Below are 13,783 nucleotides of genomic sequence, written 5' to 3' on the forward strand. Positions count from 1 at the left end.
AATGACATCGTCGACCACGGATCCCGCCCCTGCTCTTGAGCAGCCCTTTCGCTCGTCGTTGCTGATAGTTGGCGAGATAGCGCGAGCAACCTCGCAGATAGCGGATCAGGCGCCCTAGTGGATTGCGAGCGCCGACCCAACCCTAAGCCGGATGCAGGTGCGAAATCGGCTTTGCGCTCGGGCACCCCGACCGTGATGACCTTGGAGGGCTGTTCCCTCCCCATAGATCAGCATGGAGGTTCTTCGATAGTCTCAGTACGCATTGCTGGTTCACACTGAACTGAGCGATCTAAAGAAACTGATGCATTAATTCTTTCGCTTGATGTTATTGGTCGCCGTTCGCGTGAGCGACCTCCGGCGGGACGTCACTGGTAACCTGCCTCGCCGCGCTTGATTTCACCGACCTCTACGCCACCTCGCGCGAATACGGCTCGGGTGGCGCCTACCAAACGGCCAGCGTGAATGTTCGCCGGCGACAGCCTGATACGCTCGGGGGGGGCCACGATAGCCACGGCCAATAACCCCACCGCCTCCAACAGGCCCGAACTCAATTGGCTGGGTGCAGCCTGGTCAGCCACGATTGCAGATCGCCATTTCGGCTAATGGCGCTCACTAATTCCGCCACAGTGGAAAATTAGGTGCCGTATCCGATCCCGGTGCTGCCGCTTGCCTATCTGGTTCCCGCAAAGCTATCCGCTTTGCGAAATGGCCCGGCTAGGGATTTCCCAGGGGAGCGAGTGCGCCCCGGCACACCGGCGCCCTCCCCTGCGTCTTGCGATTGTGGAGCCTGTGCGTTAGCCGTCCCGTCGAGATCTTCCTCATCCCATCCTCGGCGCCGGCCGGTCGGCACGATCTCGTCACTGGCACGATATCAATCAGGGTTAATACCCGATTATGTTCCGTGGCTGGAACAGCATTGCCAAATCCGCAGCCTTGTTCGCTAAAACACCGAAAGTTACACTCCGATTACTCCCCAAAGGATGGTTCGCGTTGAGTCAGACCAAAAACAAATCGCGAAATAAGGTGACCCGTGTGCTTCTTTAGATAGTTTTCGACCGAAGCCCGTGCCAGGTGTACAGGATAAAAATAGACGTGGAAACGCTAATATGAAAATGATACGCGCCGCCCGAGTCCGGTTATTGCTGGTACCGATCCTGGCGGTCTGGGCCATGAACTCAAATGCCGAGTTCGATCTCCACCTCTTTGGACTGGTCGACGCCGGCGTCGACGTCGGCCGTTCCGGAAAGGGAACAACCGCCCGGCAGATCTCCGGCGGCGATGCCGGGAGCCGGTGGGGCATGGACGGTACCGAGGACCTCGGGCAGGGCCTCAGTGCCACGTTCCGGCTCGTCGGCGGTTTCGGCGCCGATGACGGCACCCTCGGCCAGGGGGGCGCTTGTTCGGACGCGAAGCGGCGGTCGGTCTGGCCAAAAAAGAGGTGGGCACCCTTCTTCTAGGTCGTCAGCCAACACCGGTTTCCCTGACCAACGCGAACGTCGATGCCTTCTACTGGATGGGCGGAGGAGGCTTCATCGCGCTGACGCGCAGTGGCGCGACCACTCAACAGGTCCTTCCGCAAGTCGTAACGGCTCGCGTCGATAACGCCATCAAGTACTACTCGCCCGAGGAATGGAAAACCGTAGCTTTTACCGCACTGTTCGCCCCCGGAGAGAGGTCCGCCGAGTTGGGTGATGTGTACGGACTATCAGCCAGGTACCTTGACGGACCTTTCGACCTGAACGCCGCATGGGGCAAGCAGAACAGCGGAACGGGGGCAAGCGGCGCCATCAACTCGTTCACTATCGGCGGCAGCTACAACGCCGGCTTCGCGAAATTCTACGCGGGCTTTACCGATGAAAAGAACGCATGCTCAACATGTACCGGCACCTTGGCGCGCGCTGGGGGAGTAACGGGAACGTCCGCGAGCGACTTCCGGCTGGCCAATCTCGGGGTTCGGATTCCAATCGGAAAGTTCAGCGCAATTGCCCAGATCGTCAGAGTCAATGATCACTCCAGCTACAAGGTGGACCCCGGCAACCGGAACGCGACCTGGATTGCCATCGGCGGGGAGTACAGCTTTTCCCGCCGAACACTGATGTATGGCTCCCTCGGCACGATCGACAACCGAAATGGATCGCAATACGCACTGGGAAGCGGAGGCGTTCAGCGGCCGGCAAATTCGGTTGGCCCTGGTAATCCCAGGTCCACGACCGCCACGCTCGGAATCAAGCACGTTTTCTGAGAGCTTTTTTCAGCTTCTTCTCTGTTGTCATTCTTTCGAAACGCAATGCCGACAACCAATTGACTAATTCATCCATACCCTTTGCAAAGGTGACAAATGCCCCCGTATTGCATACTGATTCTGCGCAATGGTGCGCGTTCGAAGCGGATACCCTCCGAGGCTACGAGCTAATGCCCAGCATCATCGGCGCGGAGTACACCGATGCGTACAGCGTCGACCTGGTGCGCGTCGCGCCTGGCGGCTACTCTGCCTCGCATATCGACAAGGCGCGCCATGCGTTCTTCATCCTTGAGGGCGAAGCATGCATCACGATCGGAGACGAAGTACATCATGTGAGACCTGGTTCGGTCGTCAAGATCTTGCCGGGTGTGCCTCACGAGGTCAGGAACGAGAGCGCATCGACACTTGTACTCCTGGCAATCTATGACCCTCCGCGCAGCCGCAAATAGGGATACGAAGCCGGGAAAAGACGCGCTGGCCCGGCCAATGAACCTATACCGGGAGCGCGCTTTACCGATGCCTCCCAACAACGGAAGGTAAACAGGAGCCATGAAATGTGGATGGAATCGAATGCTCTTTTGCGAAGGCGGCTGCAGGCCGCCTTTATTGCCATTTGGTGTATTGGCGCACTGCCGGTGCGGGCAGCGGATTGGCCTGAACATCCAATCAAACTGATCGCACCCTCGACTCCCGGTGCTACACCGGACATCTTTGCCCGAATACTTGCCGAAGGCCTTCGGACACGTCTAGGTCAGGCTGTCGTTGTGGATAACAAGCCCGGTGCGGGCGGCTCAATCGCGGTGAATGCCGTCGCCAAGGCAGACCCTGGTGGCTACATCATCGGCATCTCGCCTCCTGGCCCCCTGGTCCTGAATCGTCTCCTGAACGCCAAACTATCCTATGATCCCGCCAAGGATCTGTCTCTTATTTCCGTTGCGGTCAAACAGCCAAACGTGCTGGTCGTGAGGAGTTCCTTGGCCGCGGAAAACGTAGGCGAGCTGATCCACCTACTGCGTGGCGAGCCCGGAAAATACAACTACGCCATGGTTGGAGTTGGCTCGATCAATCACCTGTGCATGGAGTCGGTCGCTTCACAAAGCGGGACGGAAATAGCGCCGATCAGCTATAGCGGGACACCCCAGGCCGTGATGGCCCTTGTTGCCGGAGAGGTTGACATGGCGTGTTTGCCAGCGCAAGCACTGTTGCCACAGCTGAAATCAGGGAAGATCAGGGCGCTTGCAGTGGCGACCGGCGAAAGATCCGGGTTTCTTCCAACTGTCCCATCTCTGAAGGAGGCTGGCATTCCTGGCATCGATGCAAGCTCGTGGATGGGAATCATTGCGCCAGCAAACATGCCCGCCGCGATCGTTACCCGCCTGCGCGAAGAGATCTCGCGTGTGCTTCAGGAGCCGGGGGTCAGGTCGAAACTGGCCACGCAGTATATGGAAGTGGTAGCGTCCACGCCGGGGCAGTTCGCATCCACTGTGCGTGACGACCTGGCACGGTGGAGACCGGTGGTCGAGAGTCGAAAAATCCAATTGAACTAGGTCGCCTTCCCGATCCGGTTCGCTCGCCCTGGCGAGGCGTCTTCCATCCTGACCGGCCGGCCGCTCCTTCCGGTGCGGCGTCAACGGTCCCCGTTCACGCCGCTCCAACTACGCAGTTATCATCTAGCTCGCCCGGGATTTCCTGAGCGTTTCCGATGGCGACTCGCCAAATCTTTCCTTGTAGGAAATGGAAAACCTGCCGAGATGCGTGAATCCGCAATCGAGAGCGACATCGGCAATACGGACGCCTGTCGGCGTGGAACGCAAAACCTGCTGGGCACGCTCGAGGCGGACCGCGTGAAGGTATTGCATCGGGCTGGTCCCCTTGAATTGCTGAAAGCCGTCACGCAGCGTTCTGGCGGCTACGCCCACTGCCCGGGATATATCCTCGAGTTGAAGCCTCTCCGCGCGATGTTCGGTAATGAACTCCTCCGCCCGCTTGACGAAGCCGGGTGAAGGTGCCCCGTGCCTGACCAAGCTCACCGTCCCCTCATGCCCGACCGCCAGCAACTCGAGCAGCAGCAGTTCGAGTTGCCTTGCAACGCCGGGATTCTCGCTGGCGCAGAACAGGAGCTCCGGCGAGCCTGTCACCAGTTGAAGCTGCTGCAACCACCCGCTCAATGGTGGGCTCGCAAGCGCTATGCCGTGGGGAAGCGATGGCGACGTCCATCCTGTCTGAGCGGCCAGGGCGGCGGGGTCGATACGCAGGACAAACTGCTCGCAATCCGGCGACAGCGAAGCGCCGAACCCCTGCCCTGGCGGACAGAGAATGCCGTTCTCGCGATCCACCCGAATCGTTCGCCCCAGCGTGTCGACCTGCGCTTCTCCGGATACACAGAACATCAGCAGGTAATAGCCATCGATTGCCTCGACCTCGACCCGCATGGCGTCGCCAAACGCGATCGACCCGAGTCCCAGCCCACCGATCTTGATGAAATCCATACGGGAGCACCCAGCGGTACGGCCGTTAGGTATGAGCGCGTGTGGCTGCATGACTGCTGAAATACGTTCACGGGTTTCGTCTAGGTCGAACGATTCGAAAAGACGGTAAGCGCGCAAAGCACCCGGCCGGAAAAATGGTGTCATGATTCACCCCGCGATTCCATAACATTTAAGCCTAAAGCATCTTTCGAATATACACGATATTGCCATAGGACACACGCTCGACAATATCCCGATGAGAGCCAAAATATCGGCCGGAAATGCACTATAACGGCGCAAATATTTTCGATCATGCACTGCAATGGTTAATCGATTTCATTGCATGAGACCCGGCGCGACGAATATGACTGCGAAGCCTCTCTTGCTGAACCCGCAGCACGGACATGAAGGGAAATACACGCCGCATCCGGATAGGGAAGCCGCCGCCCGGCACTTAACGGATAGACCCTGCACTTCGCTTCTCAAATAATTCACGGATGCGCCGGAAATGAAGACGCATGGGCCGCGGAGGTGCCACTGCGCCGCAAGGCTTGCGACGCTCGCCAGCCCCCAGCGAAATCAGAGGCTGACAAGCTGGCTGACCGTTACTCCCGGCCGATGGCGACGTGACTGACGGCTCGCCTTACCCAACAAATTGATGACAAAGGAGATCCAAATGAACAAAGAGTCGATTGATGCACTGTTGAAAAAGATCAACGACACGTCGACAGGCGCAGGCAACCCGCGCGCAAAGCAAGTGGTCAATCGTATTGTGCGCGCCCTTTTTTACACGATCGAAGACCTGGACGTGACCCCAGACGAATTCTGGAGCGCGCTCAACTATTTGACGCAGGCTGGCCAGAGCGGCGAGTATGGCCTGATCGCCGCGGGCCTTGGATTCGAACACTTCCTCGACCTGCGCATGGATGAAGCAGAGGCCAAAGCCGGACTGACGGGCGGCACACCCCGCACGGTCGAAGGTCCGCTGTATGTTGCCGGCGCACCGCGCAGCGAAGGTCACGCGAAGCTGGACGATGGCACTACGCCGGGTGAGCCGTTGATCATGGGCGGGCGCGTGTACGATGACGGCGGCCAGCCGATCGTCGGCGCCGTTGTCGAGGTCTGGCACGCCAACCATCTCGGCAACTACTCCTACTTCGACAAGTCGCAGGCTCCGTTCAACCTGCGCCGCACCATCGTCACCGATAGCGAAGGTAAGTACAGCTTCCAGAGCGTGGTTCCCGTTGGCTACAGCGTGCCTCCGGAAGGCCAGACCAAGCAACTGCTCGACCTGCTCGGGCGCCACGGGAATCGTCCGGCCCATATCCATTTCTTCATCTCGGCACCCGGCCATCGCAAGCTGACCACGCAGATCAATATCGCCGGCGATCCCTACCTGTGGGATGACTTCGCGTTTGCCACCCGCGATGGCCTAGTGCCTTCGATGCGCAAGGCCGAAGCGGATAAGGCTGGCCAGTTCGGACTGGATGGCCCTTTCCAGAAGATCGATTTTGATTTCACGCTGCTGCGCGACAGTACCAGCTTGAGGACGTCGGAGGTCGATCGGATTCGCGCCGAAGGCTGATTGGCTTCCGACAAGGCGCGGATTCTGACAGGACATTATGCTCAGGCTCCGCGCTTGCGGCCGCACCAGCTTCTCGGGTTGGTGCGGCCGGGCTGTTCGGCCGGCCTCCACTGTGCGCAGCAGCCGCGAGTATCCCGCGGAATCCGCACTGCGTTTGAGACATTCGGGAGAGATGACGCAGCAGGGTCGGATGCACTGCGTGGCAATGGCGCCGTGCAGGGCATGCCTGCCGGCGCCATGCAGGCGATGACAATCAGCGCCGAATCAGCGAGCGCAGCGATACTGAAGGATCCGCGATCCGCTGTGGATCCAGGCCATCCGTATTCAGCAACCTGGTCAGCGCGGCCATGTCGCGGCCATTGTTGATGGTTGCCGCGGCGCGGATGCGTCCCGACGTATCGAGCCCCAAGACGGTGAATGCATCGTCCAGCGGGCGACCCCGCTCCACGAGCGTGAGGGACGGATCGAAGAAGCCCAGCGTCTGGATGTTGCAATCGTACTGATCCGACCAGAGCCACGGCACTTCGCCATACCGCTCGCTGCCGCCAAGCATGTTCGCGGCCGCGACCGCCGGCTGCTTCTCGGCCACCTGCCACGATTCGACGCGGGCCACCCGGTCGAGTGCCGTAATGTAGTGGCGCGTGACCTCGCCCGCGGCAAAGATGTCCGGATCCGACGTCCGGCAAAGCTCGTCCACCACGATGCCGTCGTTGACCTCTAGCCCGGCGGCCTCTGCCAGTTCGGTGTTGGGGATCACCCCGATTCCCGCGATCACAAGGTCCGCAACGAGCGCCTCGCCATTGGTATCGATCCGAACCCCGTCCTCATGGCTGGCAACGCCCTTCACTTCCGTGCCCAGACGCAGTGCTACGCCGCGCCGCACGTGCATGTCGCCCACATAGGCACTGATTGACGCAGGCATCGTGCGCTTGAGCACCCGTTCGGCCGGCTCCAGCATGGTGACCTTGCAGCCAAGCGTAATGGCCGTCGCCGCTACCTCAAGCCCGATGAATCCGGCCCCGACCATGGCAACGCGCGTACCGGGTAGCAGGCGTTGCCGCAGTGCCCGGGCGTCGTCCAGCGTCCGCAGGTAGTAGACGCCGGTGCCGGCCAGCGTGCGCACGCGCGAGCCGGTGGCAAGCAGCAGGCGATCATATGGCACCTTGCTGCCGTCCGATAGATCCACCGCCTTTTCCGCGCGATGGATGCTGATCGCGCGGACACCAAGACGCAACGCGATCCGTTCGCCAGCATAAAACGCCTCGTCGCGGATGAAAGCATGAACCTCGCGCTCGCCATCCAGCAGCGCAGCCTTTGAGAGCGATGGCCGGTCGTAGGGTAAATGCAGCTCTTCGCCCACGACGCAGATGCTCGCGTCCGGCGCCGCTGCACGCAAGCATTCGGCGGCGCGCCGGCCGGCCTGGCCGGCTCCGACAACCACAAACCGTGTCATATCCAGTCTCCCATTCGCACCGTGCCGGCTATTGGCCGTCGGCCGCGGCAATTTGCACGCGGCCGCCGACCAGCCGGATCGGGTAGGTGCGTACTGGGTCAGTGATGGGCGCCGAGCATGGCTGCCCCGAACTCAAGTCGACGAGGCCCTGGTGCAACGGGCATTCCACCCGGCAATTCTCGACAAAGCCTTCTGACAGGCGCGCATGACCGTGCGAGCAGAGGTCGTGCAGCGCGAACCAGCCCTCGTCCACGCGGAAGACCGCCACCGGCTGCGCCTTGACCACCACCTGCGAGGGTTCGTCGAGGGAGAAATCGTCCTCGGCACCGACGTCGTGCCATTCCAGTTCACTCATATTCAGATGGCCTCCGGTTCAGATCGGGGTGGCGAGCAGGGTCTGCACGCGCGAAGTGTCATAGATGACGCGTTTGCTGGCGTAGCGCCACTGCCCGTCCCGCCGCACGACCCGGTCCAGGTAGCGTCCCGCCTGGTAGACGAAAGACTCCCCGTCGGTGCGGGTCTGCACGACGATATAGCTGCTCTGCGTCTCCACCACGTCCGCTGACTGGTTCAGGATCACCAGGCCCGACACCATATGGCGGTAGCTATGCTCTTCAAAGATGTTCGCGTTGCGCAGGGAAACCACGCGATCCCGCAGCATCCGTTGGTTGCTGCAGTAGATGATGCCGACCGGCAGGCCGGCATCCGCGTTCTCGCGCGGCACGATCTCGTACAGGCAGTCTTCCGTGAAGAAGGCGGGCCAGTCCTCGAGCCGGTTGTTGTCCAGCGCATTGATGTATTGGTTCTGCAACATGTACAGGTCGAACCACAGTTTCATTTCCATCACTTCACCGCCTTTCAATAGCCCATCAACTTCTGGTAGCCGACCCAGAACTTGCGGATCAGGCTTTCGGTAATCACGGTGTCCTGCTGGTCGGGGTTGCCGCGCGACATCTCGATCACCGAGGTCGCATCCGAGTCGCGCACCGTCCCGCGCTGCACCAGCTCCGTGGCCTCGGTGTCTTCCATCGAGATATACCCGGCCGGGCCGACCAGGTTGGCCTGCTTGACGCGCAGCTCGCGCATCTCCGGGGTGTCGTCGGCATAGCCGAAGAAATGGAAGATCAGCTCGAAGCTGTCCGGGCCCTTGGGCAGCAGCTGGCGCGCTACCAGCGTGTTGTGGATCTGCTGGATCACCAACTGCGGGAAGATCGGCTGGATATGGTTGGTCGTGTCTTCCTCGTACTCCGGCACCAGCGCCAGGATCGAATCGTCCTCCAGGCTGAAGCCCTCGTCGAACGAACGGATATTCTGCTGCTTGTATGCCGCCGACGTGTCCTCGCCGTTCTTGGTCACCGTGATGATGCTGTGCAACCCGTGGGAGGCGTCCGGGATCGAGCGCGCCTTCATGCCTACGCGAAAGATATTGAACGTGGTATGGAAGAGGTGGAGCATGCTCGCGTGGTAGGGGTCCTTCACGTTCTCCATGTAGAGCTTCCAGTTCGACCGGGAGTACTGGCGCGTGCAGCCAAGGTATTCGATGGGCTTGTGGAATATGCGGTCGATCCAGGGCCGCATTTCGGCGCCGATGTACTCGGGCAACGGTGTCACGCTGTCGCTGAAGGTTGCGAATACAACGCCGCGGTAGCTATCGACGCGCAGCTGCTTCAGGCTATGTGCCTTGGGATCGAAATCCGCCGGCATGCCCGTCATGCCCTTCTGGCCACGGCGGAAGGGGGCACCCAGCAGATTACCCGAGGCATCGAAGCTCCACTGGTGGTACACACAAGTGTGCGATGCCGCGTTGCCACGCGCCTTGCGGCAAACGCTCGCGCCACGGTGAGCGCAACGGTTCACCCACGCAGCCAGCGTACCCTCCGGGGTGCGCGTAACCACGACCGGCGTATCGCCGACAAAGGTACTCTTGAAGTCGCCTGGGTTCGGGATCTCGGCTTCGAGAGCCACGAAGTTCCAGGTGGGACCGCGGTAGATGCGCTCCTGCTCCCGCTCGTAGACCGCTTGCGAGCTGAAGACCTTGTATGGGATTCGCGAACCGTCATCGTGGGGGAACACGACCGTGTCGTTGTCCATCCTATTGATCGGACGCAGTATCTCCTCGGTGGCATGCATGGCGCCTATCTCCTTTCAGTAGCGACAGTGGGCATTGATTGCGGTCCCATTCTGGCGGCGCCCGCATACCGGGTCTATCCAATGTCAGTGCGAATTGCCTGCGCGCTGTCCAGTTTCGGCGCCTTTGACAGGATGGATGAAGCTACCAAGTATTAGAGAAGCCAGGTCGAAGAATCAGAGGGCACGGACGAGCCGGTGACTCACAAACTCAAGCGGTACTTGCAGTGCCTGCATCTAGGAGGCGGCGCGCCGACGTGCCGGATGCCCGTCTGGCGAGCACAGGATGGCGACGTTCTTCGGCCACGTTGCTCGCCTTGGAGCCCTCTTCGAGCGGGCCGAAGTGTCCGTCGTAGTGCTTGTTTTACGGTGTTTCGGCAGCGAGGGAGCGCGGCTACGCAGCGCTCGAACAGGCAGCGCCGGCCGGTGCGGCGGCGCTGCCTTTGCGGGATGTCATGCGGAATCCCGCCGGCTGCGCCGGCCACCCTGGCGCATTCGGCCGAACACCGGATAGGGTCAATCGGGATCCGCCTGATCAACGGGTATGACGACCCCGTCCTTCTTCGCGCGTACGCGTGGCGGGTCGTAGATGGTCAGCAACACCAGCTCCGACTCGCCCCTGTTGCGGATCGCATGCACCACGCCCCGCGGAATACGCACCACCGCCCCCGGAAGCACATGGTGACAGGAGTCGGCGATGTCGATATTTCCCTCGCCACTGACGATGTAGAACGCGTGGTTATCGGGATCGATGTGCAGCGGCGAATAGCCACCGACCGCGACCCGCACGATATCCAGGTTGTAGGCGTCTGTGTACTCGTTGCCGAGAATGTTGAAAATAAACTCGAATCCCTTCGATCCCTCGATCTGATGTGGGGTCCACGGCGTATCGAAGGTCTGCGTGACATGCTTCATTGTTGAACTCCTTGCCTGAAAGTCTATGCGCGGCGGCGCGATCCAAGGTTCGCCTTGCGGCTTATTCTTTACTGCGGCGCTCGTCGGTGCCCTGGCGCTCCTTGACGAATGCCATGCAGATTGCGCCGCACAATGGTCCTGCTGCGAGTACCGCGAACGCGGAGAAGAACGAACTCGTCGCCTGGAACACGAAGCCGACGAATGCAGGGGCCAGCGCGGCCCCCAATTGCCACGCTGCATTGGCAACGCCGGCGGCTGAGCCGGCCTTGGCAAGTCCTGCCTGCTCCGCGACCATCGTCACTAGCAACGGGCTATAGATAAAGGCGCCCACACCGATGAAGGGAGCGGCGATTCGAAATGCCGTCAAGTCATGGAGTTGCCCGAATACAAGCAGCATTGCGCTGAAGAATAGCAAGGAGACAACGGTCAGCGCCTTGCGCCTTGCGCCAAGCCGGTCCGATAGCCAGCCGACCGTCGGCTTGGCAAACAGCCCGGCGACGCCCGCCATCGCCACGATGAAGCCCGCCTGCACCGCGGGGATGGCGTAGCCTTTGACCATCAGCGGGATCGCCCATGACGAGAACCCGAGAGGGCCCCAGAATGCGCCGCAACCGGCCAGCGCCAGCAGCAGGAAATTGCGTGTCATCAGCGCACCAATGCGCGTACGCAAACCGCCGGCCTCGCCGGCCCGGCCAATCGTTTCGCCGAGCGCCGCGACGCCGCCAGCACTTGGCCTGTCGCGCACGGCGATGGCACAGATCAGCGCGAACACCAACGCGAGCACGCCCAGCCCGCGGTAGCCGTTGCGCCAGCCGTATGCCTCGACAAATGCCGGCAGGACCGCATTGGTCACGATAACCGCCACCGACGACGCACTCATGAAGAATCCGAAGGCACGACCTCGCTCGCGCTTCTCGAACCACACGGTGATGAGTTTCACGCCGGCTGCGTAGTCGGCGCCGGCAGTCAGGCCCATGAGCGCCTGCAGTACGAGGCCGACAGCCAGTGATGGCGTGTAGGAGAAGCCAAACGTCGCGACCGAGAGCCCGAGAAGCGACGTCGACAACGCGATGCGGCCGCCGACGCGATCCGTCGCAAAGCCGCAGACCATGTTGGACAGCACGTAGCCGAAATAGAACGCCGTGACAAACATGCCGAGAGCCACGAGCGGCAGCGACAAGGACTGGCCCAGCGGAATGGCGAGAGAGCCCCAGGCGAGACGGCAGGCGGTGGACAGGACGAGCGCCGCCCAGGCGATCAGCAGGACCAGCCAGCGGAGCCTTCCCGAAGGGGTGCCTCAGCGAGTGGATGATAGGGGGTGAGCAAATTGGTAGTCATCGCATGTCTCCGTGCGCGAGATGTCTTGTGTACTGGGCGCGTCGCACGTCGGCGTGATCGCGCACTGATCGTCATCATGATGCAACGAAATTGCCATGCTCGAAGGATGGTTTTGCGAAATCGGTGTTCCCAGGCTGGAACAGAGTTCGCCCGCCCGCAAGGATTGGAGAGCGGGCGCCCTCTTCCCGCTTCATGGATGAGTACAAGCCTCCTCCGACTCGCCCTTCTGTTCCGGAACTAGTGGTGCAATCTCGCTCCGTTTCAGGAACATGGTTTTTCCGCCGGCTCTGTTCTGCCTGCCGGTATTCCACGCGATGATGCAGCAGGCTGACGTACGGCACAAACGGGCCACCCCTACAAGATCAAGATTCGGAGGCAGAAATGCAAACCACGGTTCCTACGCTGGCGGAAGCACCGGGCAGTGTCGCCGCCCCCTTCCGCTGGGTCATCCTCTTCTTTTCCTGGGCGGCCCTGCTGACCGGGACCATCTGCAGGCTTTCGTTCGGCACGCTCGCGCTATCGGTCGGCCAATCACTGGCACTGCCGATCGCCGCGCTGGGTGTGTTTGTCACCGCCTTCTATGTTGGCTATGTCCTCTCGAATGCGATTGGCGGCATCATCACGGACCGCGTCGGCGGAAGAACAACGATGTCGATTTCCCTTTTCGCCCTGGCCATCGCCACCTTCTGCTTCGGCTTCACGTCATCGCTGCGCGTCGGACTGATTCTGCAGGTCATCATGGGCCTGACCGCCGGCGCAGACTACGCCGCGGGCATCAAGCTGGTGTCTTCGTGGTTCGACAGGCGCGAGAGGGGCCGCGCCGTAGGGCTGCTGATGACGTCGGGTTCAATTGCGGTCATCGCTACCAGCGCGCTACTGCCGACCATGGTGGCGGGATATGGATGGCGCTATACGTATCACGGCCTCGGCATCTGCGTCGTGGCTGTAGCCCTGCTCTGCGCGCTCGTGGTACGCGAGGGCCCGCGCGGCGGCAAATCGGCATTGTCCTCGCATCAGCCTGCGAGGCCCCGCATGTCCGCGCTCTTTACCCGGAATTTCGTGCTGCTCGCGCTGGCTGGCTGCTGCGGATTCTGGGGCACGCTCGGCCTCATGTCATGGGCCATTTCCCTGATGGTCAAAGGCCATGGCATCCCCTCGGTGCAGGCCGGCTTTGTCCTCTCGATCGTCGGCGCCGCAGGACTTCTCAGCAATCCTGCCATCGGCTGGCTTTCGGACCGTCTGGGGGGACGACGCAAGGCACTTACTGTCGTATCGCTTGGCGCCTTTTTCCTCATGTTGCTGGCCTTTGGCCAGTTGTCGAGCCTCAATGCCTTCATGATCGGCGCGCCGCTGCTAGGCGTCAGCGCGTTCATCTTCGCCCCGCTCCTGGTCACGCAGATCACCGAACAAAGCGGGCCGGAGATGGCCGGGTCCGCCGCCGGCATTGCAAACGCGTTCTGGCAGTCGGGCTCCGCGCTGGCTCCCGTCGCCGTCGGCGCGGCGTTCCAGCAGAGCAACTCCTTCGCGGCAGCTTTTTGCACGCTGGCCATCGGACCGCTGCTTGGGCTGATCTGCATGCTGTTCGTCAAGGAAGATGCCCACCGTTGAGGGGAAAATGTGGAAGACACCGCACGTCCGACAGGCACAAGGGTCGC

At 61.3% G+C, this 13,783-nt stretch carries 13 protein-coding genes; 6 read left to right on the plus strand and 7 right to left on the minus strand.

The features are described 5' to 3' along the window. Positions 1-1,106 precede the first annotated feature (1,106 nt). From OMK73_RS14190 to OMK73_RS14205, 4 genes are all read left to right on the plus strand, one after another. Positions 1,107-1,457 (plus strand): porin, encoded by a 351-nt coding sequence (locus OMK73_RS14190; protein ID WP_267602617.1) that lies wholly within the window; start codon positions 1,107-1,109, stop codon positions 1,455-1,457. Then, positions 1,397-2,242 (plus strand): porin, encoded by an 846-nt coding sequence (locus OMK73_RS14195; protein WP_267602618.1) that lies wholly within the window; start codon positions 1,397-1,399, stop codon positions 2,240-2,242. The genes OMK73_RS14190 and OMK73_RS14195 overlap by 61 nt, the downstream gene beginning before the upstream one ends. A gap of 170 nt (positions 2,243-2,412) precedes the next feature. Next, entirely contained in the window at positions 2,413-2,691 is a 279-nt protein-coding gene (locus OMK73_RS14200; protein WP_267602619.1) for a cupin domain-containing protein, read from the plus strand. Positions 2,692-2,802: 111 nt separating this feature from the next. Continuing rightward, positions 2,803-3,789, plus strand: a complete 987-nt coding sequence (locus tag OMK73_RS14205; RefSeq protein WP_267602620.1) for a Bug family tripartite tricarboxylate transporter substrate binding protein — start codon at positions 2,803-2,805, stop codon at positions 3,787-3,789. 123 nt (positions 3,790-3,912) lie between these two features. Here OMK73_RS14205 and andR read toward each other — a convergent pair whose 3' ends face one another. Beyond that, positions 3,913-4,875 (minus strand): anthranilate 1,2-dioxygenase regulatory protein AndR, encoded by a 963-nt coding sequence (andR, locus tag OMK73_RS14210; RefSeq protein ID WP_267602621.1) that lies wholly within the window; start codon positions 4,873-4,875, stop codon positions 3,913-3,915. Between the two features lie 511 nt (positions 4,876-5,386). Here andR and catA point away from each other — a divergent pair. Further along, positions 5,387-6,295, plus strand: coding sequence for a catechol 1,2-dioxygenase (gene catA / locus OMK73_RS14215; protein ID WP_267602622.1), 909 nt, complete (start codon positions 5,387-5,389; stop codon positions 6,293-6,295). Between the two features lie 253 nt (positions 6,296-6,548). Here catA and OMK73_RS14220 read toward each other — a convergent pair whose 3' ends face one another. From OMK73_RS14220 to OMK73_RS14245, 6 genes are all read right to left on the minus strand, one after another. Beyond that, positions 6,549-7,748 (minus strand): NAD(P)/FAD-dependent oxidoreductase, encoded by a 1,200-nt coding sequence (locus OMK73_RS14220; RefSeq protein WP_267602623.1) that lies wholly within the window; start codon positions 7,746-7,748, stop codon positions 6,549-6,551. Between the two features lie 28 nt (positions 7,749-7,776). After that, positions 7,777-8,103, minus strand: a complete 327-nt coding sequence (andAb, locus tag OMK73_RS14225; RefSeq protein WP_267602624.1) for an anthranilate 1,2-dioxygenase ferredoxin subunit AndAb — start codon at positions 8,101-8,103, stop codon at positions 7,777-7,779. Positions 8,104-8,121: 18 nt separating this feature from the next. After that, a complete protein-coding gene (andAd, locus tag OMK73_RS14230; protein WP_267602625.1) occupies positions 8,122-8,592 on the minus strand; it encodes an anthranilate 1,2-dioxygenase small subunit AndAd in 471 nt (156 codons plus the stop codon). A 14-nt stretch (positions 8,593-8,606) separates the two neighbouring features. Next, the gene (gene andAc, locus OMK73_RS14235; RefSeq protein WP_267602626.1) at positions 8,607-9,878 is read right to left on the minus strand and encodes an anthranilate 1,2-dioxygenase large subunit AndAc; all 1,272 of its coding nucleotides are present in this window, start codon (positions 9,876-9,878) and stop codon (positions 8,607-8,609) included. A gap of 513 nt (positions 9,879-10,391) precedes the next feature. Continuing rightward, positions 10,392-10,790, minus strand: coding sequence for a cupin domain-containing protein (locus OMK73_RS14240; RefSeq protein WP_267602627.1), 399 nt, complete (start codon positions 10,788-10,790; stop codon positions 10,392-10,394). A gap of 61 nt (positions 10,791-10,851) precedes the next feature. Further along, positions 10,852-12,060 carry an MFS transporter gene (locus tag OMK73_RS14245; RefSeq protein WP_324291811.1) on the minus strand — a complete coding sequence of 403 codons (1,209 nt, stop codon included), beginning with the start codon at positions 12,058-12,060 and terminating at the stop codon, positions 10,852-10,854. A 449-nt stretch (positions 12,061-12,509) separates the two neighbouring features. Between OMK73_RS14245 and OMK73_RS14250 the strand changes: the two genes are divergently transcribed. Continuing rightward, complete coding sequence (locus OMK73_RS14250) at positions 12,510-13,736, plus strand: MFS transporter (RefSeq protein WP_267602628.1); 1,227 nt, start codon at positions 12,510-12,512, stop codon at positions 13,734-13,736. The last annotated feature ends 47 nt before the right edge of the window (positions 13,737-13,783 follow it).

The sequence above is a fragment of the Cupriavidus sp. D39 genome (assembly GCF_026627925.1).
GTDB classification, from domain to species: Bacteria; Pseudomonadota; Gammaproteobacteria; order Burkholderiales; family Burkholderiaceae; genus Cupriavidus; species Cupriavidus ulmosensis.

Excerpts from the sequence above, each read along its gene's own strand:
- andAb (WP_267602624.1), bottom strand. The coding sequence starts at position 8,103 with ATGAGTGAACTGGAATGGCACGACGTCGGTGCCGAGGACGATTTCTCC.
- andAd (WP_267602625.1), bottom strand. The coding sequence starts at position 8,592 with ATGGAAATGAAACTGTGGTTCGACCTGTACATGTTGCAGAACCAATAC.
- andAc (WP_267602626.1), bottom strand. The coding sequence starts at position 9,878 with ATGCATGCCACCGAGGAGATACTGCGTCCGATCAATAGGATGGACAAC.
- OMK73_RS14250 (WP_267602628.1), top strand. The coding sequence starts at position 12,510 with ATGCAAACCACGGTTCCTACGCTGGCGGAAGCACCGGGCAGTGTCGCC.
- OMK73_RS14220 (WP_267602623.1), bottom strand. The coding sequence starts at position 7,748 with ATGACACGGTTTGTGGTTGTCGGAGCCGGCCAGGCCGGCCGGCGCGCC.
- andR (WP_267602621.1), bottom strand. The coding sequence starts at position 4,875 with ATGACACCATTTTTCCGGCCGGGTGCTTTGCGCGCTTACCGTCTTTTC.
- OMK73_RS14190 (WP_267602617.1), top strand. The coding sequence starts at position 1,107 with ATGAAAATGATACGCGCCGCCCGAGTCCGGTTATTGCTGGTACCGATC.
- OMK73_RS14200 (WP_267602619.1), top strand. The coding sequence starts at position 2,413 with ATGCCCAGCATCATCGGCGCGGAGTACACCGATGCGTACAGCGTCGAC.
- OMK73_RS14205 (WP_267602620.1), top strand. The coding sequence starts at position 2,803 with ATGGAATCGAATGCTCTTTTGCGAAGGCGGCTGCAGGCCGCCTTTATT.
- OMK73_RS14240 (WP_267602627.1), bottom strand. The coding sequence starts at position 10,790 with ATGAAGCATGTCACGCAGACCTTCGATACGCCGTGGACCCCACATCAG.
- catA (WP_267602622.1), top strand. The coding sequence starts at position 5,387 with ATGAACAAAGAGTCGATTGATGCACTGTTGAAAAAGATCAACGACACG.